Origin of the sequence: Cellulosimicrobium sp. RS, from assembly GCF_046159675.1 — a bacterium.
Taxonomy (GTDB): domain Bacteria; phylum Actinomycetota; class Actinomycetes; order Actinomycetales; family Cellulomonadaceae; genus Cellulosimicrobium; species Cellulosimicrobium funkei.
Window position 1 is genome coordinate 74,379 of the sequence record NZ_JBJXVU010000002.1, and the last position, 21,349, is coordinate 95,727.

The window sequence follows — 21,349 nt, forward strand, 5'->3', positions numbered from 1 at the left end:
GGCACCGGTATCACAGAGGCGCGCCCTAACCGCCGCTGTCAGCTGAGTGCTCACTGGTGGGTTGATCGCTTGTCACCTCGTCCAACGCCCCCTGGACGAGGATCTCCCACTTGCGCGCGGTGGCCTTCGCGCCTTGCCGGACGAGCCAGACGCGGTAGAGGCGCACAAAGCGGTCCGTGAACCGCGCCGCCATCAGTGGGGAGCACCAGAGGAAGCACTGATCAAGGAGCTCGCCGGCGGAGGTGATGATCTTCGTGACGGTCTCGTGCTCGGTCGCGAGCGAGGCCTCGAGCGTACGCAGGTGGTCGTTGCCGGGACCGAGGGCAAAGTAGATCGCCCGCGAGTAGTTCCTCGCGGCGAGCTTGGCGATGAAATTCCTCACCTCGGCCTCGTCGACGTCGTCGCGGTGCTTAGCCTCGGCGACGAGGGTCGGCTCGCCACCATCCATCACCTGCACGTCACCGGGAAGCTTGAACGACGGGTCGTTGATCCCGCCAGAGAGCACGCCGTCACCGAAGGCAGTGGCAAGGGCTGCTGCCAGGAGGGCTTGGCAGCGGCGGCCACCTTCGGGGTCCTCGTCGAGGAGCTCGTCGACGGCTTTGATGACGGCCGAACGGCGCTGACCGACGAACTCGCTCTCACGTTCGGAGTGGGCGTGGAACTCGATGTCGACAACGCAGGCGCGGATGAAGGCGACAAGACCCTCGCGGGCGTCCTCGACAGATCCAGCGGCGATCGCGTCGAGGAACGCGTCTAGGGTGGCGTAGTCGACATCGGCAACACCGCGAGGATCGGGAACAAATGCTGGCTTGTCGACCCAGGGGTTGTTGTTGAACGGGGCGACTCCGCTCGGTCCGAGAACGACCGCCTTTCCAGGAAGCTCAGTCTGCCCTGCCAGCGCACTGGCCAGGAGGCGGTACAGGTCGTTGGCCGAGTATCCTCCCGCGCCCGATCTGGCCTTGATGGACTTGACGTTAGCGGCCGGGGACAGCGCGCGAGCGAGGAGGCCCGTCACGTAGATGGCCGGATCGGTCGCCTTTCGCGTGAAAGCTCGTACGGCAGCGGCTCTTGCGGCCCACTCGTCAGAGACGGGTGCGCCGTCGCGGACGGCTTCCAGCACGGCTGTCACCAGGCTGATCGTGTCGGCCTTGTCGAAGGCGAGGGCGCCGTCCTCAGAGACCCTTACCCTGACAGAAAGTTGTTTGAGGGCCTCAAGGTCGTTAGCCACCGCGCCAGAATATCCGGTGATTCGCCAGATCCCCGGGTGCCCACCCGCCAGGTGTCCCGGTTCGTCCGCCCTGCGAGTGAGGCGGAGTGGCTGACCCGGACCTCAATCGTGGCGGTCAGACTTCTGGAGGAGGCCTCGTCCTCGCATCCAAAGCCAGGGAGCAGTGGCGCGGACTCTTGCGTGGGAGGGCGAGCAGCGTACGGATCCTGTCGACGAGCTTCGCAATTCTGGGCGATCCTGATTCGACGCTCCTTGTAGGCGAGCGCTCGAGATCGGTGTCGTTGCAGACTCCGCACCACGTTCGCGTCATGCAGTGCAGGCACTCGCTGTCCTCAGCCACGGGCGGCATCGAACCGCGCGAGCAGGATGCGGTCGACGTGCTTGGACGTCGAACAACTGTGGCGGTCAGGCGGCATCGTGCTCCGTGGCTGTGTCGCGTCACCTATGCAAGGGGAGCGGCGGCGAGCTCAGGCAGAACGGGTGGCCCTCCGGGTCCGCGTAGACGCGGAACAGGTCGTCGGGGTGGCCCTCGTCCTCCGGCGTGCCCGTGAGCGGGCGCGCGCCGCAGGCGAGCGCGTGCTCGTGCGCCGCGTCGAGGTCGGGGACGTCGAGGTCGACGTGCACGCGCGCCCCGCCGGGCCAGGGTCGTACCTCGGCGTCGGACCGCTGGAACGCGAGGCGCGACGCGCCTCCCGGGACCTGGAGCGAGAGCCAGTCGTCGCCCGCCGGGTCGGCGACCTCGTGGCCCGGCGTGTACGCCCAGCCGGTCAGGCGCCGGTAGAACTCCGCGAGCGCGCGCGGGTCGCGCGCGTCGACGGTGACGTTGCGGAGCCGCAGCGGGCGCGGGTCTCCCACGGCTCAGCCGACCTGCTCGCGCAGCCACGCGACGTCGGCCGGGACGTCGGCGTGCGTCTCGCAGACGACCGACGTGCCCGCCGCGCGCACGACCCCGAGCAGGAGCTCCGGGTCGATCGTCCCGGCCGTGAGGCCGGCGTGGCGGTCGGCGCCGGAGCCCGCGGTGTCGCGGCTGTTGTTGAGGTGGACGAGGTCGACGCGGCCGGTGATCGCGCGCACGTCGTCGACCGCCGTCGTGAGGTCGATGCCGCCCGCCCACGCGTGGCACGTGTCGAGGCAGAACCCGACGTTCTCGGCGCCGTCGGCCTGCTGCACGGCCGCCCACAGGCCCTCGATGCGGTCGAGGCGGCGGGCCATCGAGAAGTCGCCGCCAGCGGTGTTCTCGATGTACACGGTGACGTCCGTCTGGAGCGCGTCGATCGCCTTGCGCCAGTTGTCGAAGCCCTTCGCCGGGTCCTCCTTCGCGGTGACGTGCCCGCCGTGGACCACGACGCCCGTCGCGCCGACCGCCGCCGCGCCGTCCACGATCTGCTGGAGCAGCTTGCGGCTCGGGATGCGGATGCGGTTGTTGGGGCTCGCGACGTTGATGACGTACGGCGCGTGCACGACGAGCTCGAGGTCCGCCGCCGCGGCGGCGTCCTTCAGGGCCTCCGCGCCACCCGGGAACGTGAACTCCGGACCCTTCCACGACTGGGGGTCGCCGAGAAAGATCTGGGCGACGTCCGCGCCGATGCTCGCTGCCTGCGCGATGACGTCCGACTGGTCGAGGTGGGCTCCGATCCGCATGGGGACCAACCTACGCGGCGCCGCCCACGCGCGCGGCCGCTCGTCACCAGCCGGTCGAGCTCCTCCGGATGACGTCACGGCGCAGGTCGAGCAGTGCCGCGCGGGCGCGCCGACGGCGGTCGGTCGGGTCGACCGTGAGCTCGTCGCCGGGGTTCGCCCGACGCCGCGGCTCGCCGTGGACGTTGAGGTCGGGCGCGGCGCCGTGGTCGGCCGCGCGGTGCGCCGTCGTGGTCGCCGGGCCGGCCGACGTCGGAGCGGACGGTGCGGAGAAGAGCGGGCGGTTGTCCGGCACGGGAGCCTCCTCGGGGACTCCGTCGCGCGGGGCGGCGGAGGGTCGGGACGATGCTGGTGCGCCGGGCTCGCCGCCCGGCGCCCCCTCATCGTGCGACCGCGACGTTTCCCCCGGTCGTCCTCAACGTTTCGGCCATGTTGCGGCCCCACCCGGCCGCCGAGCACGGGGTTCCCGACCGCCCGAGACCGATCCCGGTCGCCGACCCCGTGCTCGACGGCGGCCGGTCAGGTCAGGCGGGGCCGCGGGCTCCGCACGTGGCGATCGTCTGCGAGCCTTCCTCGCCGTCGACAACCACCGAGGCCTCCCAGCGCCAGGCCTCCGGCAGAAGATCGACCGTCCCCGCCGGGACGTGGACCGTGCCGAGACCGGAGCCCGGCGTCGTGGGCTCGACCGACTCCCACTCTGGCCCGCCGTCCGGCGTCTGCTCCACGCGGAAGGACGACCGGTACTCGCCCAGCTCGTCGCCCTGCCACGTCGTGAGGCGCACGACGAGCGCGCCGTCCGGCGGCCCGTCGAGCGTCACCCCCGGGGCGACGTCGACGGTGAACGCCGCCTCGAGGCCCGCCTCCTCGCCGGCCCACGCGGGGAGCGGGTCCGTGCGGGTCACGCCCCAGCGGGTCATGGTGCCCGCCTCCGACCAGCCGGAGACGTGGATGTCGCTGACCGTCAGCGGGGACCCGGCCGCCACCTCGGGCGTGCACGACTGCATCTCCGGGTCGCCGGTGGTGGACGTGGCAGGGCCGAGCATGAAGACGGCGCTGCCCACAGCGAGGACCGTCGCCGCGCCGGTCACGACGCGCGACGGCGTCGGGCCGCCGAGGCCGGTGCCCGGGCCGAGGAACGGGACGGGCGGTCGCACGCGCCGGAGCACGACGGTGCTGCACAGCGAGTCGGCGAACGTGCGGCGCTGCGCGTTCCACAGGGGGCGGAGGAAGCCGATGTAGAGCAGCGCGTCGAGGATGTGCGCCACGCTCCGCAGGACCGTGCGCACGAGGCCCGCGGGGCGACCCGTGGCGTCGTGCACGACGACGATCCCCACCGTCCGCTTGCCGGGGGTCGCGCCCGTCCAGGCCTGGAGGGCGAGGAGCGCGGCCGCGGTGCCGAAGGCCCACCAGCCCCCGCCGGGCACCGGTGCCTCCGTGCTCACGCCGAAGCTGATCGTCGGGATCCAGGCGACCTCGTAGGCCGGCCCGACGGCGAGGAACAGCACCGTCGCGGCGATCGCGGTGTCGAGCAGCGACGCGACGACCCGGCGCGACCAGCTCGCGTAGGGGCCGTGCGCGGGTTCGAGCTCCGGCAGCGTGTCGTCGAGGTCTCCGGCTCCGACGGCGTGCGTCGGCCCCCTGCCGGTCGGGGCGTCGATGGCCACGCGCGCATCCTGGCACAGCGCGCCCCCGCTGACCACACCCTCCCACCGAGCACGACGTTCCCGGCGTTCTCATGCCGGGAACGCCGGGAACCTCGTGCTCGACCCGGAGCGACCTCGTGCTCGGCGGCCGTCTCAGCGGAAGGAGTGCCGCCGACCCCGGGCGACGGTCGCGAGCACCGGGACCATGAGCGCGAGGGAGACCCACGGGAGGCCGCCCGGCCCGGCGACGGCGAGCGCCGCGCCGCCGACGGCACCGCCGAGCGCGACGGACGTGTTCCACACGGTGACGAGCGCGGACTGCGCGACGTCGGCGCCGTCCCCCGCGGCCCGGGCGGCGGCGGTCGTGTAGAGCGTCCCGGCGCCGCCGAACGCCGCACCCCAGGCGGCGACGGCGAGCACGACGACGACGGTCGACGTCGGGGCGAGGCCGAGCACGAGCATCGCGAGGGCGAAGACGACGACCGACCCGAGGGTGAGCGCGCGCAGGCGGTGGTCGATGAGCGCCCCGACGAGCACGAGCGCCCCGGCGGACGCGGCGCCGAGGACGAGGAGCAGCGCGCTGGTGCGCGAGCCCTGACCGAGGTGCGCGAGGTGGACCGCGACGTACGTGTACAGGGACGTGTTGGCGAGCACGTTGAGCCCGGCGACGAGCAGCACCGGCCGCAGGCCGGGGCGGGGGAGGACGGCGCGGATCGCGAGCTGCGCGCCGCGGGGGGTGCCCGCGGCGCCGGGGACGCCGAGTCGGATCCAGGCGAGCAGCGCGACCCCGAAGACGGAGAGGACGCCGAACGTCCAGCGCCACCCGACGGCAGCGCCCAGCACGGCCCCGGCGGGGACGCCGAGCGTCAGGGCGAGCGGGCCGCCTGCCATGGCGATCGTCATCGCGCGGCCGACGCGGTCCGCCGGCACGATCCGGCGCACGTACCCGGGCAGGAGCGCCCACGTCAGCCCGGCGACGAGCCCCGCGGCGAAGCGCGCGACGAGCGTCAGCGCGAACGACGACGACACCGCGGTGACGGTGTTCGCGACGACGAACCCCGCGACCGCCACGAGGAGCAGCGTGCGGCGGTCCCACCGCGCGGTGGCGCGCGTGAGCGGGATCGCGGCGACGATCGCCCCGACGGCGAACGCGGTGACGGTCTGCCCGGCCGCGCCGGCCCCGACGCCGAGGTCGGCGGCCATGGCGGGTAGCACGCCCGCGGGGAGGATCTCGGTGAGGAGCGTGAGGAACCCCGACGCCGCGAGCGCGAGGAGCGCGGCGACGGGCAGGCGGCCGGGGGTCACCGGGGTCATCGGGGTCATCGGGGTCGCCGGGGTGTCGGCCGAGGCGGGGCCCGGGACGGTGGCGGCCGTGGGACCGGTGGTGGGTGTGCTCGTCGTGGACATGGGGTTAGCATCGATGTCTGACATTGATGTGAAGGTCAAGCGACACGAACCGGTGAGGAGGATCACGTGCGGATCGGCGAGCTGTCCCGGCGCACCGGGACCCCGACGCGACTCCTGCGGTACTACGAGGAGCAGGGCCTGTTCACGCCCGAGCGGGCCGAGAACGGCTACCGCGAGTACGGCGAGCACCTCGTCGACCGCGTGCTCCAGATCCGCGGGCTCCTCGAGGTGGGGTTCACGACGAAGATCATCAAGGAGTTCCTGCCGTGCCTCGGCAACGCGCCGGAGATCCACCTGCACAACGCCTACCCGGACAAGATCGCGCTCCTCGAGACCGAGCTCGCGCGCCTGGAGGACCGCATCCGCATCCTCGAGAAGAACCGCGAGGCGATCGCCGACTACCTCGACCGCATCCGCCCGTTCGCCCAGCGCCCGGAGGACCGCGTCGCCGGGAGCGCCTCGTCGAGCACGACGTTGCTGTCGTCGTCCGCCGGATAACGACGGCAACGTCGTGCTCGGCGGGGGATGGGCAGGGGCGTGGACGGGGGGCCTCGGTCACTCGGGGCGCGGGGCGTACATGATGACGGCGACGCCGGCGAGGCACAGCAGCGCGCCGGCCACGTCCCAGCGGTCCGGACGGAAGTCGTCCACGACCATGCCCCAGGCGAGCGAGCCGGCGACGAACACCCCGCCGTACGCGGCGAGGATGCGCCCGAAGTTCGCGTCCGGCTGGAGCGTCGCGACGACGCCGTAGAGCCCGAGCGCGACGACGCCCGCCCCGATCCACAGCCAGCCCCGGTGCTCGCGGAGTCCCTGCCACACGAGCCACGCCCCGCCGATCTCCAGCACCGCGGCGAGCACGAACAGCGGGATCGAGCGCGCGAGGTCCATGCGCGCCAGCGTAGGGGCGCGCGGCTCAGCGGGCGGTGACGTCCGCGGGGTCCGTCGCGATCGTGCGGACGGGTCGGCACGGGTTCCCCACCGCGACGACGCCCGCGGGGATGTCCCGCGTGACCACGGACCCTGCTCCGATGATGCTGTCGTCGCCGATCGTCACGCCGGGCGCGATGGTGACCGAGCCGCCGATCCACACGTTGCTCCCGATCGTGACGGGCTCGGGGCGCTCCCAGCCCTCGCGGCGGCGGACGACGTCCTCGGCGTGGTTCGGCGTGTAGATCGAGCAGCGCGGGCCGATGAGGCAGTCCGGGCCGATCGTGACGAGGCCGCCGCCGATGACCATGAAGTCGGCGTTGATGAAGGTGCGCGCGCCGATCTGCAGCCGGTCGCCGTAGTCGATCGTCAGCGGCGGGCGGAAGTCGATCCCCTCCTCGGCGCCGGGGACGAGCCGGTGGAAGAGGCGGCGTGCCTCGTCGACGTCCTCGAAGTACACGCGCCCGATGCGGGCGCACGTCGCGTGCGCGTCGCGGGTCAGCTCCTGCAGCGCGGGCGACGTGCGGTAGCGCAGCCACCCGCCGGAGAGCAGGCTGCGGAGGTCCTCGTCCGTGGTGGCCAGCTCGGCCATCCTCGTCGTCGGCTCGGTCGTGCTGCTCATCGGACTCCCTCGTCGTGATTAGTATTTCGGTTAAACATATAGGTGCGCGCGAAGGGACGCAAGACTCCTCTCGACCTCTCTGGGCCGCCGTCGTCGGGCCGCCGTCGCCGGGCCGCCGTCGCCGGGGCGGCTCCCGGCGCCGGGTCAGGACGTGGGGTCGAGCACGCGGCGCAGGCGCGCCTTCTTCTCGTTCTCGCGCACGACCCACGCCACGTCCGGGTCCGACGACCCGCGCAGCGCCGCGAACCGCGGCACGCCGGCGGCCGGGTCGCCGACGACGGCGACGCTCCAGCAGTAGCCGAGGGCCTGGCGCAGCGTGCGCACGTCGGGGTCACGGCGCGCGTCGGCGGGGAGCGCGCCGATCGAGGCGGTCGCGGCCGCGCACGCGTCGAGCGCGGCGGTCGCGGTCGCCGGGTCCCGGAGGAGCCGCGGCTCGCAGATCCCGGCGACCGCGGCGCGGCGGACCAGCGGGTCGGCGTCGGCGACCCACGACGCGACGAGCGCGCGGAGCGTAGCGGGCTCGGCGTCGCCGATCCGTTGGAGCGCCACCGCGGCGGCCTCGCGGACCCGCCACGACCCGTCCGACGCGCGGGCGCGCAGCCGGTCGGTCGGCTCCGCGCGCGCGTCGGCGGAGGCCTCGACGACGAGCCGGCCCAGCCCGCACGTCCCGCAGCACCGGAGGTACTCGTCGGGGTCGTCGGCCAGGGCGCGCACGAGCTCGGCGGGCGCGACGTCGGCGAACGCGCCCAGGAGCTCGAGGTTCGCGCGCGGGCCCGGCAGCCCTGACCCCGCGGTGAGGTGCGCGCGCACCGCCGCCGGGCCGCCGTCGAGCGCGCGCAGCGCGGCCCGGTGCTCCTCTCGCACGGTCATGCCGACCACGCTAGGACGCGGCGCCCCCGCCCGACAGGGTCTTTCGGCCGGGTTCGGCCAGCCGCGAGCCGGGGGCCGCGAGCCGGGAGCCGTCCGAGGGCGCCCGGCCGCCGGGCTCAGCGCAGCGGGTCGAAAGCCCGGATCTCGTCGGGGGTCTCGCCGGTCGTCACGAGGTGGACGAGCGCCCGGCCGGTCGCGGGCCCGAGCACCATGCCCCACATGCCGTGGCCGCCCGCGACGTAGACGCCGCGCGTGCGCGTCGCGCCGACGAGCGGCAGGCCGTCGGGCGTGACGGGGCGCGAGCCGACCCACTCGTCGTGCCGGTCGTCGAGGTCGACGCCCTGGAACAGGTGCCGCACGGAGGCGAGGATCGCCTCGATCCGCCGGGGCTGGAGCGGCTCGTCCGGGCCGCGGAACTCCATGGTCCCCGCGATGCGGAACCGGCCCTGGTAGGGCGTGCACGCGACGCGGCGCGCGGGCAGGTAGATCGGCGTCTCGACGGGCTCGTCGGTCTTCACGGTGAACGAGTAGCCGCGTCCGGCCTGCACGCGCGTCCGCACGCCGAGCGGCGCCGCGAGCGAGGGCAGCCACGCGCCGGTCGCGAGCACGACGGCGTCGCCCCGCAGCACGACGCCCTCCTCGCGGTCGGCGGGGGAGCCGGCCCGGCGCGGCGCCCCGGCGCCCGGCCCGACGCCGTCGGTCATCCCGGGCCCGTCGCTCGCCCCGGCGCCCACGAGGGCGGGGTGCCGGGCGGCGTCGGGGTGCACGGCGCGCGCGAAGACGCACGCGCCGAGGCGGCCGGGCTCGACGTCGAGCACGTCGAGGCCGGTGAGGATGGTGCCGCCGCGGGCGCGCACGGAGTCGGCGAGGGCATGGACGTACGGTCCGGGCTCGAGGAAGCGCTGGCCCTCGAGCGCGTAGACGGTGGAGACGCGGTCGGTGAGCTGGTGGGCGCGCTCCCCGGCCTCGACGCGCCGGACCGGGACGGTCTGCCCGGCGGCGGCGACGTGCTCGAGCTCGCGCAGGAAGGGTCGGGCCTCGCGCACGTGCTCGAACGCGACGGTGAACGGGCCGGGCGTCGTGCCGGCCTCGACGCCGTGGCCGAGGCTGCCGCCCGCGGCGAGCTCGTCGAACGCGTCGAGCGCGACGCGGTCGATCGGGGTGAGGGCCGCCATCGCGCGGTCCCAGCGGGCCTGCGTCGCGTGCGCCATGAAGCGCGCGAAGAACGTCCACAGGCGCGGGTCGAACCGCAGCGGGACGTGCAGGGGAGCGGCCGGGTCGAGGAGGGCGCGCGGCCCGTACGTCCACAGGGACGGGTCGGCGAGCGGCATCGCCATGCCGGGGGTGAGCCACCCGGCGTTGCCCCACGAGGAGCCCGCGGCGACGCCCTCGCGGTCGACGACGGTCACCTCGACGCCTTGCTCCTGGAGATGCCACGCGGTCGCGAGCCCCACCATGCCGGCGCCGACGACGACGGCCGTGCGAGGGGCGCGGCCGGGGGGTGCCGACCGGGCGTCGCGGGAACGGGGACGGGGACGGGGACGAGAGGTCGTGCTCACGCCGGGCTCCTTCGACCGACGCCCGCCCCGCGGGTGGCGAGGCGGGCGCGTGGCTGGTGTGCGGCGGGATGGTGCCGCACGACTCACAGCGTGGTGGATCCTTCGGTGTGCGGCAAGATGTGCCGAAGGATCGTCGCTCCGGGCTGCCACCGCCGTCCCGACGTTCGCCCACCGACCAGGGGAGGCCCACCGTGCCGAAGGATCTTCGACCGCCCGCGCTGGACGACGTCGACCGCCGCATCCTCGACGTCCTCGCGACCGACGCGCGCGCCACGAACGCGGCCGTCGCCGCCCGTGTCGGGATCGCCGCCTCGACGTGCCACGCGCGCGTCCGGGCCCTCGTGGACCGCGGCGTGATCCGGGGCTTCCGGGCCGACGTCGACCCCGCGGCGCTCGGCCGGGGGCTCGAGGCGCTCATCGCGATCCGCCTCCAGGCCGGGGCGCGCAAGGGCCTGGAGGCGTTCCGCGACTACCTGCTGACGCTGCCTGACGTCGAGGGCGTCTTCTTCGTCACCGGCGACCGCGACTTCCTGCTGCACGTCGCGGTCGCCGACTCGGACGCGCTGCGCGACCTGGTGTCCCGGACGCTCAGCGTGCGCCCCGAGGTGGCCGGGACGAGCACGACCGTGATCTTCGAGCACGCGCGCCCCTGAGGTCGTCCGCCTCTCAGGGCGTCCGCCCCGGTGCCGTCCGCTCCCGGGCCGTGCGCCCAGGGAGCGGCGTCCCCGGCCTCACGCCACCGTCGTCCCCTCCCGCACGCGCGACCGCAGGACGTGCTTGGTGAGCTTGCCGGAGGGGTTCCGGGGGAGCTCGGTCACGAGCGCGACGTCGCGCGGCACCTTGTAGCGCGCGAGCCGGTCGGCGAGGAAGGCGCGCAGCGAGTCGAGCGTCGGCTCGGCGCCGGGAGCGGGGACGACGAACGCGACGACCGTCTCGCCCCAGTCGGCGTGCGGCCGCCCGACGACGGCGACGTCCGCGACCTCCGGGGAACCGCGCAGCGCCTCCTCGACCTCCTGGGAGTAGACGTTCTCGCCGCCCGTGATGATGACGTCCTTGAGCCGGTCGACGATGAACAGGTACCCGTCCTCGTCGACGCGCACGACGTCGCCGGTGCGGTACCAGTCGCCCACGAGCACGGCCTCGGTCGCCTCCGGGTCGTCGAGGTAGCCGACCATCCGGGTGTCCGACCGCAGCCAGATCTCCCCGGTCCCGCCCGGGCCGACGTCGTTCCCGTCGAGGTCCACGACCCGCACGTCGACGCCGGGCATGCCCGCGTGCCCGATCGAGCCCGCCTTGCGCTCCTGGTCGGCCGGGCCGAGCGCGGTGCCGACCGGCCCCATCTCGCTCATGCCGTAGACCTGGTGCAGCTCGCCCGGGTAGGCCGCGCGGATCGCCCGCACGGTGTCGGCACCGACGGGCGCGCCGCCGGCGAGCCACAGCCGTGCGCTCGACAGGTCGAACGTCGACAGGTCGATGCCCTGCGCGGCGGCGACCTGGAGCGGCGCGACGTACGCGATGGGCGCGCCGAAGAACGCGGTCGTGCGCTCGGCCTCGACCGTCCGCAGCATCTCGATCGGGTGGTACTCGCGCAGCAGCACGGTCGTCCCGCCGAGGAACACCATCGACAGGAACCAGTTGTTGAGCGGCGAGGCGTGCCAGATCGGCATCGCGAGCAGGAAGCGGTCGTCCGCGCGCAGCCCGACGGCCGCCGTCGTGTAGGCCGCGACCGAGCTCAGCCCGCGGTGGGTGTGCTCGCAGCCCTTGGGGGCCGCCGTCGTGCCGGACGTGTAGAGCACCTGGGCGATGGTGTCCTGGTCGGGCGGCACGCCGTCCCACGGCGCGGCGGCCGCGACGAGCGCGTCGAAGTCGTCGCGCCCCGGCGCCCCCTCCGCGTCCTGCCCGACGGCGTCCGCCTCCGTCCACAGCCAGCGCACCGCGGGCGCGGCGGCGGTCGCGACGGGGGCCAGGCTCGCGTCCGCGACGCCCAGCACGGCGCCGCTGTGGGCGACGAGCCGCGCGACCTCGGGCGCCTGGAGCTTGTGGTTGACGGGGACGAGCACGGCGCCCGCGCGCCACAGGCCGAACGCCGCGACGACGAACCCCGGCGTGTTGTAGGTCATGACCGTGACGCGGTCGCCGGAGCGCACGCCGGCGTCCCGGAAGACGGCCGCCGCGCGGCGCGCGGCCGCGTCGAGCTCGGCGTACGTGAGCCGACGCTCGCCCAGCACGAGCGCCTCCTTGGTCGGGACCTTGCGTGCCGTGCTCTCGAGCATGCTGCCCAGGTGCATGTCGTCCTCCTCGACGTCGTGCGCGGCGTCGTCCTCGACGCCTCCGGCCCGGCGGCCGGTACCGCGATGAATTGAATCATGCTTCAATTCTTCGTGGAAGCCGCCCCGAGGCGGTTCACCCGACGACGACGGAGGACCCGTGCCCTACCGCGAGACCCCGGCGACGCGCGCCGCCCGCGAGCGCAAGCGCGACGCCCTGCTCGACGCGGCGCGGACGATCGTCGCCGAGCACGGGTTCGCCGGCGCGAGCGTGCAGGCGCTCGCGGCGCGCGCCGGGGTGAGCACCGGCGGCGTCTACTCCTACTTCCCGACGAAGGCCGACCTGCTCGTCGCGGTGTTCCGCCAGGCGGCCGACGTCGAGCTCGACGCGGTGCGCGCGGCCGCCGCCGCGCGCAGCGACGACCCGCCCGGCGGCGGCACCGCGGAGCGCCTCGGCCGCGCCGTCGACACGTTCGCGCGACGCGCGCTGCGGGGCCCGACGCTCGCGTGGGCACTCCTGCTCGAGCCCGTCGACCCGGCCGTCGACGCCGCGCGCCTCGAGTACCGCCGCGCGTACGCGACGACGTTCGCGGACGTCGTGCGCGACGGCGTCGCGGCGGGCGAGATCCCCGACCAGGACGTCGCGGTCGTCGCGACGGCGCTCGTCGGCGCGGTCGGGGAGTCGCTCACCGGTCCGCTGTCGCCGCTCGCCGCGGTTCGCGACGGCGGGTCCACGGGCCCCGGGCCGACCCCCGGCGAGCGGGACGCCGTCGTCGCCACGATCCAGCGCTTCTGCCTGGGTGCCGTGGGCGCCCGGGCGGTGGCGCCCGCTCCCGCCTGACCTGCCCACCCGACCCGGCCGCCCGAACCACCCACCTGACGCGAGCGTCCGGGCCGCACCCGAGCACCGCCGCACCGACCCCGAGCCACCCGCAGAGCCGCAGGAGGACACCGTGACCCCGACCGACACCCGCAGCGACACCCCCACCCGGGCCGCCGGGACCGCAAGCGTCACCGACGCCGCGACCGCCGTCCCGCACCCGGCGCCCCGCACGACCCACCGCGTGACCAACCAGCCGCCCGAGCGCGAGGGGGTCAACGAGTACCTCGACCACCCCGTGCTGCGCGAGGCGGTGCACGCGTACGGCGGGGCGTGGGGCGAGGACCGGCTCGTCGAGGTCGGCGCGCTCGTCGGGACGGGGGACTTCCAGCGGGCGGCCGAGCTCGCGAACGTCCACGAGCCCGTGCTGCGCACGCACGACCGCCGGGGCCACCGCATCGACGAGGTGGAGTACCACCCGGCGTACCACGAGGTGATCGGGGCGGCCGTCGCGCACGGCGCGCACACGAGCGCGTGGGCGGAGCCCGGGCCGGGGGCGAACGTCGTGCGGGGTGCGGTGTTCTCGCTGTTCGCGCAGGTCGAGCCGGGCCACGCGTGCCCGGTCTCCATGACGCACGCGGCCGTGCCCTCGCTGCGGCACGCGCCGTCGCTCGCCGCGGCGTGGGAGCCGCGCCTGCTCTCCCGTGGGTACGACGGCGCCCTCGCGGCCCCGGGCAGCAAGCCCGGCGTGCTCGTCGGGATGGCGATGACGGAGAAGCAGGGCGGCTCGGACGTGCGCGCGAACGCGACGACGGCCGTGCGCGCCGGGACGGACGGCGCCTACCTGCTGACCGGGCACAAGTGGTTCTGCTCGGCGCCGATGTCCGACGCGTTCCTCGTGCTCGCGCAGGTGCCGGGCGCACCGGGCGAGGGGGCGCCGTCGTGCTTCCTCGTGCCGCGCGTGCTGGAGGACGGTACGCGCAACGTGTTCCGCATCCAGCGCCTCAAGGAGAAGCTGGGCAACCGGTCGAACGCGTCGTCGGAGATCGAGCTCGACGGCACCGTGGGGTTCCTCGTCGGGGAGCCCGGGCGCGGCGTGCGGACGATCATCGAGATGGTGTCGCGCACGCGGCTGGACTGCGTGCACGGCTCGGCCGCGGGCATGCGCCAGGCGGTCACCGAGGCGCTGTGGCACGCGCGGCACCGCAGCGCGTTCGGCGCGGCGCTCGTGGACCAGCCCGCGATGACCGCGGTGCTCGCCGACCTCGCGCTCGAGTCCGAGGCCGCGACGCTCACGTCGGTGCGCCTCGCCGCCGCGCACGACGGCGAGTCCGAGCACGACCGCGCGTTCCGCCGGCTCGCGACCGCCGTGAGCAAGTACTGGGTGTGCAAGCGCGGGCCGCACCACGCGTACGAGGCGATGGAGTGCCTGGGCGGCAACGGCTACACGGAGGCGTTCCCGCTCGCCCGTCGCTACCGCGAGCAGCCGGTCATGGCGATCTGGGAGGGGTCGGGCAACGTCATCGCGCTCGACGTGCTCCGCGCGATGGGCCGCGAGCCCGCGTCCGTCGCGGCGTTCGAGGCGGAGCTCGCTACGACGGCGGGCGCGCACCCCGTCCTCGACGCGCACGTCGCGCGCACGCGCCGTCTGCTCGCGGAGGTCGCGGGGGCCGACGCCGGGGCGCAGCAGGCGCAGGCCCGTCGCGTCGTGGAGTCCCTCGCCCTCGCGCTCCAGGCGTCGCTCGTGGTGCGGCACGCGCCGTCGGGCACGGCCGACGCGTTCGTCGCCGCGCGGCTCGGCGAGGACCGCGGCCACGGCTACGGCGTCCTGCCGCGGGGCACCGACGCGCACGCGATCCTCGCGCGGCACACGCACCTCGGGACCGCCCCGGGCCGGTGAGCGGACCGGCCTGCGCCGACGTCGCGGGTGGCCGGGCCGGCTGTGGGTGCCTCGCCGTACCGTCCGCGCCATGGACCGAGAGACCTTCTGGGGCATCGTCGAGACGGCACGCGAGCGGGCGGGCGCGGGTGCCGACGACCGCGGTGCCGAGGACGACCCGCTGCCCGGCGCCCTCACCGACCTCCTCGTCGAGCGCCTCACCGCGGACGAGATGCTGGCGTTCGTCGACGTGGCAGGGGACGTGGCGAACGACGCCTACGCCTGGCCGGTGTGGGGTGCGGCCTACCTCGTCGAGGGCGGGTGCAGCGACGACGGGTTCATGGACTTCCGCGACGGGCTCGTCCTCGCCGGCCGGGCGGTGCTCGAGCGCACCCTGGCCGACCCGGACTCGCTCGCCGACCACCCCGTCGTCGCCGCGATGGCCGACGGCGGGTCGCCCTGGTTCGGGTTCGAGTCGCTGGACTCGCTCGTGGGGGACGCGTGGTCCCGCGCGACCGGCGAGGACGACGAGGCGTACTACGCGGCGCGCGAGCGGACGTCGTCGGTGCGGGCACGCAGCGAGCCCGCCGGCGAGCCGTGGGACTTCGACGACGACGAGGAGAACGCGCGCCGCCTCCCGCGGCTCACCGCCCTGTTCGCCGTGTGACCCGGTCCGCCCCCGGGGGACCGGGGGCGGACCGGGTCACACGCGCCAGGCGAACAGGCCCGTCGGGTCGTACGCCGCGCGCACCGACGCGAGGCGTGCCGCGGTCTCGGGCGACCAGGCCCGGGCGAGCGCGTCGTCCGTCCAGGGCCCGGGCAGGAAGTTGATGTTCGTCTCCGTCGCGGCCCACGGCTGCGACCACTGCGCGAACGAGGCCGCGGCGGCGACCATGTCCGGCAGCCGCGGCGGGTTGACGCCCACGAGGCTCAGCAGGAACCCGGCGGTGCGGCCGCCCGCGGCGGACCCGCCCTCGACGTCGCGCGCCCCGGCGCCGCCGACGTGCCGCAGCTCGGCCGCGACGAACGGTGACCCGCTGCCCGGCCCGAGCTCGGCGAGGAACCGGTCGAGGAACTCCTCGTCCACCTCCCGCAGGCCCGCGCCGTAGACCCACGACGGCCCGGCGTCCTCCGGGTCCGCGTGGATCGTCGCGACGGCCCTCACGGGCAGCTCGCCCACCGTGTCGGCGAGGGCGGGCGCGAGCGCCCGCAGCGGCGCGGCGAGGCGCTCGCCCTCCGCGGGGTCGCCCGGGTAGGCGAAGCGCAGGGCGAGCACCGTGCGGCCGCGCAGGTGCTCCGGGACGAACGGCAGGTCCGGGAGGGCGAGCACCGCGACCGAGGTGGTGACGTCGTCGGGCGCGGTCGCGGTCCACGCCGCCCAGCCGCGCAGGACCTCCTCGACGTGCCGGGCGTCGAACGTGAGCGAGCCCGCGTACAGCGTGCGCAGCGGCACGAGCTCGAGGTCGAGGCGCGTCACGACGCCGAGCCCGCCCTTGCCGCCACGCAGCGCCCAGAACAGGTCCGGCTCGGTGTCCGGGCCCGCCTCGACGACCGACCCGTCGGCGAGCACGACCCGGAAGCCGCGCACCCGGTCCGACGTCAGGCCGTGGCTGCGCGTCAGGGGCCCGTACCCGCCGCCGAGCGTGTACCCGACGACCCCGACGGACGTCGACGAGCCCGTGACGGGCGCGAGCCCGTGCTCTGCCGCCGCGTCGACGACCGCGCTCCAGCGCGTCCCGGCACCGATGCGCGCGACGCGCGACGCCGGGTCGACCTCGACGCCCGCGAGGCCGCTCGTCCCGAGGACGACGCCGTCCGTGATCGGCGACGACTGGCCGTGGCCCGTCGCGTGCGACCGCACGCGCAGCCCGTGGTGGGCCGCGAACCGTACGGCCTCCACGACGTCGGCCTCCGTCTCCGCGAGCACCGCGACGTCGGGGTCGTGCGCGACGAGCGTGCTGTGCGCGGCGACGGCCTCCGCGGCGGTCGGGCCGCCGTCGGGCAGGTCGCCCCGCGCGAGGACGCGACCCGTGACGCGGTCCCGCAGCGCGGCGACGTCGGTGGGCGAGAGCGTGGTGGAGGCGGTCATGGTGCTGGTCCCCTTCGTCGGTGTGCGCGCTGCACGGCCGGAGGTGCGGTCAGGTCACCTGGACGACGACGCGCGGGCACGGTCTGTGACATGCCCGAGGGGTAGGGAGGGCGCCGCGTCAGGTTCGTGGCGTCCCGGCCAGCGGCAGCCAGTCGAGGACGTCCTGGATCGTGCGGTCCCAGAAGCCCCACTCGTGCGTCCCGGGCGAGAACTCCGACCGCAGCGGCACGCCGGACTCATCGGCAACCCGCTCGAACGCCCGGTTGCCGTCGACGAGGAAGTCCTCCGTCCCGCACGCGAGGAACAGGTCGGGGAGGTCGGCCGTGCGGCCCTCGGCGGCGGCGCGGCGCAGCAGGGCCAGCAGGTCGTCGTCCGACCCCGCGATCTCGCGGTCGCCGAACACGCGCTCGATGTCCGGCAGCCGCCGCTCGCGGTACGACTCGTCGGCGAGGTCGAGCACCCCCGACAGGCTCGCCGCCGCCGCGAACCGCTCGGGGTGCCGCAGCGCCCAGCGGAACGCGCCGTACCCGCCCATCGACAGCCCCGCGACGAACGTGTCCTCGCGGCGCGTCGACACGCGGAAGAACTGGTCGACGAGGCTCGGCAGCTCCTCGGACAGGAAGGTCCAGTACCGGTGCCCGTGGACCTCGTCGGCGTAGAAGCTGCGCTCCACGCGCGGCATCACGACGGCCAGCCCGCGGTCGGCGACGTACCGCTCGATCGACGTCCGGCGCGTCCAGATGGTCTCGTCGTCGCTCATGCCGTGCAGCAGGTAGAGCACCGGGGCGCCCTCGGCGCGGGCGCTCGCCGACCCGGCCATGCCGATCTGGGTCGACGTGGCCTGGGGGAGCACGACGGTCATCGACGTGCTCACCTCGAGCACGTCGGAGTAGAAGCTGCAGCGGACGAGAGCCACGGGTCGCCTCCCGGCGGGGTCGGACGGGCCGCCGGCGGTCCGCGGCGGCGGACCCAGTCTGCCCTCCGGACGGGCGGCGGCCGCTCAGCCGCGCAGCGCGTCCAGGAGGCGCTGCACGGACGACCCCAGACCCCAGCGCTTGCCGAGCTCGGCGAGCGCGTCCGGGTCGGCCGGGGCGGTGGGCAGCGCGTCGTCGACGTCGCCCAGCGGGGCGTCGGGCGCGACGCGCACGACGAGCGGGGCGACCTCCAGGTACGGGGCCGCCTCGGTCAGCCGGCGCCGCTGGGTCGCCGTCAGACCCGGGTCGCCCGCGTCGCGCGCCGCGAGCACGCCCGCGAGGTCGCCGTACCTCCCGAGGAGCGCGACCGCCGTCTTCTCGCCGATGCCGGGGACGCCCGGCAGGCCGTCGCTCGGGTCGCCGCGCAGCACCGCCATGTCCGCGTAGGCCGCCCCCGTCGCGACGCCGTACCGCTCGCGCAGGCGCGCCTGGTCGACGACGTCGAGGTTCTTCACGCCCTTCGTCGGGTAGAGCACGCGCACGGCCGCGGCGTCGTCCACGAGCTGGAACAGGTCGCGGTCGCCCGTGACGACCTCGACCGCCGCCCGCCCCGACGGGTCCGGCGTCGCGCCCGCCGTCGCGCGGCGCGCGACCTCGCGCGCCGTGAGGGTGCCGATGACGTCGTCCGCCTCGTAGCCCGCCGCCCCGACGCGCGCGATGCCGAGCGCCGCGAGCACGTCGACGATGACCGGCACCTGCGCGACGAGCTTCTCCGGGACCTCCTCGACGCCCGTCGTGCCCGGGACGAGCTCCGCGACGCGGTGCGCCTTGTACGACGGGATGGCCTCGACCCGGAAGGCCGGCCGCCAGTCCTCGTCCCAGCACGCGACGAGCCGCGTCGGACGACGGTCGGTGACGAGCGTCGCGATCATGTCGAGGAGGCCGCGCACCGCGTTGACGGGCGTGCCGTCCGGCGCCTTGATCGAGTCCGGCACCCCGAAGAACGCCCGGAAGTACAGGCTCGCGGTGTCGAGGAGCAGGAGATCCCCGCCCGGCGCGGTGCTGGTCGAGGGGGCGTCGTCGTCCGTGCTCGGGCTCATGGCCTCATCCTGCCGCACCCCGCCGACGCGCCGCCCGTGGGCGCGGTGCGGCACGCCGCCGACCCTGCTGTCGCCGTCCCTCCCCGTGCGCGGTTCACTGGTGCCGGAGGTGAGCGTCATGTCCACGACGACACGACGGGGTGCCGGTGCGGTCCTGGCTCTCGCGGTGCTCCTGCTCCTGGGAGCCTGCGCGGCCGGGCCGAACCTGGAGGCGAACCCCGGCGGCTACGGCTTCTGGTGGGGTCTGTGGCAGGGGACGATCCTGCCGGTCACGTTCATCGTGTCCCTCTTCACGGACACGGTGAGCATCTACGAGGTCGACAACAACGGGAACTGGTACGACGTCGGGTTCGTCCTGGGCATCGCGCTCTTCTCGGGGCCCGTCGTCGCGCTGCGCGGGCGACGGTCCTGACGGGTGGCGGTCAGCCCTCGACCGGCTGCTGGCCGACGTCCTCACGCCGCCAGCGCACGGTCCGCAGGACGACGGGAGTGCGCGGCGAGAGCGGCGCTCAGCTCCCCGCGGTCTCCGTGAGCGACCGTGCGACGCGGGCGAGGGCGCCCGGGACGAGCGAGTAGTACGCCCAGCGGCCGCGCTGCTCGCGGGTCAGCAGGCCGGCGTCGACCAGGATCTTGAGGTGGTGGCTGACGGTCGGCTGGGAGAGGCCGACCGGCTCGGTGAGGTCGCACACGCATGCCTCGTGGCCCTCCTGGGCGGCGACGATCGCGAGGAGCTGGACTCGCGTCGCGTCCGCCAGGGCCTTGAAGGTGCGCGCGAGCTCGCGCGCGGCGTCGGGGTCTGCCGCCCGGGTGACGGACGGCCCGCAGCAGCCCGGTGCGCCGCGCGGGAGCGCCGGGGGCAGCGTGGCCGTCGTCATGTGCCCATCCTGCCACACATTGACACCCATCGATGGGTGGTTCACGATGCTCGCATCGATAATCATCAATGCGAGGGGTGGTCATGGTCGAGGTGGTGCGGGACGAGCTCCCGGTCGTGGTGATCGGTGCGGGTCCGGTGGGTCTGGCCGCGGCGGCCCACCTGCTGGAGCGCGGGCTGGAGACGGTCGTGCTCGAGGCGGGCGACGGGCCGGGTGCGGCCGTGGCGTCGTGGGGCCACGTGCGGTTGTTCTCGCCGTGGCGCTATGACGTCGACGCCGCCGCACGGCGCCTGCTGGAGGCGACGGGGTGGGCGGAGCCGGATCCGGACGCGCTCCCCACCGGCGGGGAGCTCGTGGGGCGCTACCTGGTTCCGCTGGCCGCGACGCCGCAGATCGCGCCGCGCCTGCGTACCGGCACGCGAGTGGTGTCGGTCGCCCGCGACGGTGCGGACAAGACACGCTCCCTCGGCCGGGAGCGGCGCGGGTACCGGGTGCGGACGGTGGACGCCGGCGGCACGGTGACCGACGTGCTGGCCCGCGCGGTGATCGACGCGTCGGGGACGTTCTCGACGTCGAACCCGCTGGGGGTCTCGGGTCTTCCGGCCGTGGGCGAGGAGGAGTCGGCTGCGTTCGTCACCGGACCTCTCCCGGACGTGCTCGGCACCCGGCGCGACCGGTTCGCAGGCAGGGACACCCTCGTCGTCGGGATGGGCCACTCCGCGGCGAACACGCTCCTGAACCTCGTCGAGCTCTCCGAGTCCGAGCCCGGCACCACGATCACGTGGGCGATCCGCGGTGGTTCCGCGCGTCGCCTCTTCGGCGGTGGAGCCGACGACGAGCTCCCTGCGCGAGGCCTGCTCGGCACGCGCCTGCGGGCCGCCGTGGAGGCTGGGCGGCTGACGCTGCTCACGCGCGTCTCGATCGAACGCCTCGTCCCCGGTGCCGGAACCGTCCAGGTGCTGGGGACCGTGCGCGACGGGGCGCTGAGCCTCGAGGTGCACCAGATCGTCGACGCGACCGGCTTCCGGCCGGACCTGGACATGCTGCGCGAGGTGCGCCTCGACCTGGACCCGGTCGTGGAGGCACCTGCGGCGCTCGCTCCGCTCATCGACCCGAACCAGCACTCCTGCGGCACCGTGCCGCCGCACGGCGAGCAGGTGCTGTCCCACCCGGACGACGGGTTCTACCTCGCAGGCATGAAGTCCTACGGGCGTGCGCCGACGTTCCTGCTCGCCACGGGCTACGAGCAGGTGCGCTCGATCGCGGCGGCGCTGGCAGGGGACCGGGCTGCGGCCGACGCGGTCGAGCTGGCCCTTCCCGCGACCGGGGTCTGCTCGACCGACCTCGCTCTGGAGGCGGACGGCGCGGGGGCGAGCGGGTCGTGCTGCGGCACCGCGCCGGCGGCGCCGCAGCCGGTCACCCTCGGGGTCGGGGCACCGGCCGGGGTCGGGTTCGCGACCGGCGTCGTGCACGGCCGCTCGGGCGACGCAGACCACCCGTGAGCGACA

At 75.1% G+C, this 21,349-nt stretch carries 22 protein-coding genes; 7 read left to right on the forward strand and 15 right to left on the reverse strand.

What is annotated here, in order from left to right; all coding sequences use genetic code 11:
- Positions 1–25 precede the first annotated feature (25 nt).
- The 6 genes from ACI769_RS03515 to ACI769_RS03540 all read right to left on the reverse strand — a co-directional run bounded on the left by ACI769_RS03515 (position 26) and on the right by ACI769_RS03540 (position 5,916).
- Complete coding sequence (locus ACI769_RS03515; protein WP_409141179.1) at positions 26–1,228, reverse strand: restriction endonuclease, SacI family; 1,203 nt, start codon at positions 1,226–1,228, stop codon at positions 26–28.
- 438 nt (positions 1,229–1,666) lie between these two features.
- A complete protein-coding gene (locus ACI769_RS03520) occupies positions 1,667–2,083 on the reverse strand; it encodes a VOC family protein (RefSeq protein WP_409141180.1) in 417 nt (138 codons plus the stop codon).
- Positions 2,084–2,086: 3 nt separating this feature from the next.
- Positions 2,087–2,869, reverse strand: coding sequence for a deoxyribonuclease IV (locus tag ACI769_RS03525; protein ID WP_074804546.1), 783 nt, complete (start codon positions 2,867–2,869; stop codon positions 2,087–2,089).
- Positions 2,870–2,912: 43 nt separating this feature from the next.
- The gene (locus tag ACI769_RS03530; protein WP_034650959.1) at positions 2,913–3,161 is read right to left on the reverse strand and encodes a hypothetical protein; all 249 of its coding nucleotides are present in this window, start codon (positions 3,159–3,161) and stop codon (positions 2,913–2,915) included.
- A 229-nt stretch (positions 3,162–3,390) separates the two neighbouring features.
- Positions 3,391–4,530: an RDD family protein gene (locus ACI769_RS03535; protein WP_409141181.1), complete on the reverse strand. Its 1,140-nt coding sequence runs from the start codon at positions 4,528–4,530 to the stop codon at positions 3,391–3,393.
- 132 nt (positions 4,531–4,662) lie between these two features.
- Positions 4,663–5,916, reverse strand: a complete 1,254-nt coding sequence (locus tag ACI769_RS03540; protein ID WP_409141182.1) for an MFS transporter — start codon at positions 5,914–5,916, stop codon at positions 4,663–4,665.
- Between the two features lie 66 nt (positions 5,917–5,982).
- Here ACI769_RS03540 and ACI769_RS03545 point away from each other — a divergent pair, with 66 nt between their 5' ends.
- On the forward strand, positions 5,983–6,414 hold the full coding sequence (locus tag ACI769_RS03545) for a MerR family transcriptional regulator (protein ID WP_021483088.1): 432 nt from the start codon (positions 5,983–5,985) through the stop codon (positions 6,412–6,414).
- Positions 6,415–6,471: 57 nt separating this feature from the next.
- Here the strand turns inward: ACI769_RS03545 and ACI769_RS03550 are convergent, their stop codons facing one another.
- The 4 genes from ACI769_RS03550 to ACI769_RS03565 form a co-directional block, all read right to left on the reverse strand.
- Positions 6,472–6,807 (reverse strand): YnfA family protein, encoded by a 336-nt coding sequence (locus tag ACI769_RS03550; RefSeq protein ID WP_409141183.1) that lies wholly within the window; start codon positions 6,805–6,807, stop codon positions 6,472–6,474.
- Between the two features lie 25 nt (positions 6,808–6,832).
- Positions 6,833–7,468 carry a sugar O-acetyltransferase gene (locus ACI769_RS03555; RefSeq protein WP_409141184.1) on the reverse strand — a complete coding sequence of 212 codons (636 nt, stop codon included), beginning with the start codon at positions 7,466–7,468 and terminating at the stop codon, positions 6,833–6,835.
- A 144-nt stretch (positions 7,469–7,612) separates the two neighbouring features.
- Positions 7,613–8,338 carry a HEAT repeat domain-containing protein gene (locus ACI769_RS03560; protein ID WP_171467223.1) on the reverse strand — a complete coding sequence of 242 codons (726 nt, stop codon included), beginning with the start codon at positions 8,336–8,338 and terminating at the stop codon, positions 7,613–7,615.
- 116 nt (positions 8,339–8,454) lie between these two features.
- On the reverse strand, positions 8,455–9,897 hold the full coding sequence (locus tag ACI769_RS03565) for an NAD(P)/FAD-dependent oxidoreductase (RefSeq protein ID WP_409141185.1): 1,443 nt from the start codon (positions 9,895–9,897) through the stop codon (positions 8,455–8,457).
- Positions 9,898–10,088: 191 nt separating this feature from the next.
- On the opposite strand from ACI769_RS03565, the gene ACI769_RS03570 reads away from it, so the two are divergent.
- On the forward strand, positions 10,089–10,550 hold the full coding sequence (locus ACI769_RS03570; protein ID WP_021482652.1) for an Lrp/AsnC family transcriptional regulator: 462 nt from the start codon (positions 10,089–10,091) through the stop codon (positions 10,548–10,550).
- 78 nt (positions 10,551–10,628) lie between these two features.
- Here the strand turns inward: ACI769_RS03570 and ACI769_RS03575 are convergent, their stop codons facing one another.
- Positions 10,629–12,185, reverse strand: coding sequence for a class I adenylate-forming enzyme family protein (locus tag ACI769_RS03575; RefSeq protein ID WP_409141186.1), 1,557 nt, complete (start codon positions 12,183–12,185; stop codon positions 10,629–10,631).
- Between the two features lie 139 nt (positions 12,186–12,324).
- Between ACI769_RS03575 and ACI769_RS03580 the strand changes: the two genes are divergently transcribed.
- The 3 genes from ACI769_RS03580 to ACI769_RS03590 all read left to right on the forward strand — a co-directional run bounded on the left by ACI769_RS03580 (position 12,325) and on the right by ACI769_RS03590 (position 15,530).
- Complete coding sequence (locus ACI769_RS03580; RefSeq protein ID WP_409141187.1) at positions 12,325–13,005, forward strand: TetR/AcrR family transcriptional regulator; 681 nt, start codon at positions 12,325–12,327, stop codon at positions 13,003–13,005.
- A gap of 112 nt (positions 13,006–13,117) precedes the next feature.
- The gene (locus tag ACI769_RS03585) at positions 13,118–14,884 is read left to right on the forward strand and encodes an acyl-CoA dehydrogenase family protein (RefSeq protein WP_409141188.1); all 1,767 of its coding nucleotides are present in this window, start codon (positions 13,118–13,120) and stop codon (positions 14,882–14,884) included.
- A gap of 70 nt (positions 14,885–14,954) precedes the next feature.
- On the forward strand, positions 14,955–15,530 hold the full coding sequence (locus ACI769_RS03590) for a DUF4240 domain-containing protein (protein WP_409141189.1): 576 nt from the start codon (positions 14,955–14,957) through the stop codon (positions 15,528–15,530).
- Positions 15,531–15,566: 36 nt separating this feature from the next.
- Here ACI769_RS03590 and ACI769_RS03595 read toward each other — a convergent pair whose 3' ends face one another.
- From ACI769_RS03595 to ACI769_RS03605, 3 genes are all read right to left on the reverse strand, one after another.
- A complete protein-coding gene (locus ACI769_RS03595; protein ID WP_409141190.1) occupies positions 15,567–16,952 on the reverse strand; it encodes an FAD-binding oxidoreductase in 1,386 nt (461 codons plus the stop codon).
- Positions 16,953–17,070: 118 nt separating this feature from the next.
- Positions 17,071–17,868: an alpha/beta hydrolase family protein gene (locus ACI769_RS03600; RefSeq protein ID WP_209827887.1), complete on the reverse strand. Its 798-nt coding sequence runs from the start codon at positions 17,866–17,868 to the stop codon at positions 17,071–17,073.
- Positions 17,869–17,952: 84 nt separating this feature from the next.
- Complete coding sequence (locus ACI769_RS03605; RefSeq protein ID WP_409141191.1) at positions 17,953–18,966, reverse strand: 5'-3' exonuclease H3TH domain-containing protein; 1,014 nt, start codon at positions 18,964–18,966, stop codon at positions 17,953–17,955.
- A 118-nt stretch (positions 18,967–19,084) separates the two neighbouring features.
- Here ACI769_RS03605 and ACI769_RS03610 point away from each other — a divergent pair, with 118 nt between their 5' ends.
- Entirely contained in the window at positions 19,085–19,378 is a 294-nt protein-coding gene (locus ACI769_RS03610; RefSeq protein ID WP_034656008.1) for a hypothetical protein, read from the forward strand.
- A 97-nt stretch (positions 19,379–19,475) separates the two neighbouring features.
- Here ACI769_RS03610 and ACI769_RS03615 read toward each other — a convergent pair whose 3' ends face one another.
- Positions 19,476–19,841, reverse strand: a complete 366-nt coding sequence (locus ACI769_RS03615; RefSeq protein ID WP_114552814.1) for a metalloregulator ArsR/SmtB family transcription factor — start codon at positions 19,839–19,841, stop codon at positions 19,476–19,478.
- An 83-nt stretch (positions 19,842–19,924) separates the two neighbouring features.
- On the opposite strand from ACI769_RS03615, the gene ACI769_RS03620 reads away from it, so the two are divergent.
- Positions 19,925–21,343, forward strand: a complete 1,419-nt coding sequence (locus ACI769_RS03620; RefSeq protein WP_409141192.1) for an FAD-dependent oxidoreductase — start codon at positions 19,925–19,927, stop codon at positions 21,341–21,343.
- The last annotated feature ends 6 nt before the right edge of the window (positions 21,344–21,349 follow it).

Excerpts from the sequence above, each read along its gene's own strand:
- ACI769_RS03595 (WP_409141190.1), bottom strand. The coding sequence starts at position 16,952 with ATGACCGCCTCCACCACGCTCTCGCCCACCGACGTCGCCGCGCTGCGG.
- ACI769_RS03540 (WP_409141182.1), bottom strand. The coding sequence starts at position 5,916 with ATGTCCACGACGAGCACACCCACCACCGGTCCCACGGCCGCCACCGTC.
- ACI769_RS03615 (WP_114552814.1), bottom strand. The coding sequence starts at position 19,841 with ATGACGACGGCCACGCTGCCCCCGGCGCTCCCGCGCGGCGCACCGGGC.
- ACI769_RS03525 (WP_074804546.1), bottom strand. The coding sequence starts at position 2,869 with ATGCGGATCGGAGCCCACCTCGACCAGTCGGACGTCATCGCGCAGGCA.
- ACI769_RS03605 (WP_409141191.1), bottom strand. The coding sequence starts at position 18,966 with ATGAGCCCGAGCACGGACGACGACGCCCCCTCGACCAGCACCGCGCCG.
- ACI769_RS03550 (WP_409141183.1), bottom strand. The coding sequence starts at position 6,807 with ATGGACCTCGCGCGCTCGATCCCGCTGTTCGTGCTCGCCGCGGTGCTG.
- ACI769_RS03560 (WP_171467223.1), bottom strand. The coding sequence starts at position 8,338 with ATGACCGTGCGAGAGGAGCACCGGGCCGCGCTGCGCGCGCTCGACGGC.
- ACI769_RS03575 (WP_409141186.1), bottom strand. The coding sequence starts at position 12,185 with ATGCACCTGGGCAGCATGCTCGAGAGCACGGCACGCAAGGTCCCGACC.
- ACI769_RS03590 (WP_409141189.1), top strand. The coding sequence starts at position 14,955 with ATGGACCGAGAGACCTTCTGGGGCATCGTCGAGACGGCACGCGAGCGG.
- ACI769_RS03610 (WP_034656008.1), top strand. The coding sequence starts at position 19,085 with ATGTCCACGACGACACGACGGGGTGCCGGTGCGGTCCTGGCTCTCGCG.
- ACI769_RS03555 (WP_409141184.1), bottom strand. The coding sequence starts at position 7,468 with ATGAGCAGCACGACCGAGCCGACGACGAGGATGGCCGAGCTGGCCACC.
- ACI769_RS03620 (WP_409141192.1), top strand. The coding sequence starts at position 19,925 with ATGGTCGAGGTGGTGCGGGACGAGCTCCCGGTCGTGGTGATCGGTGCG.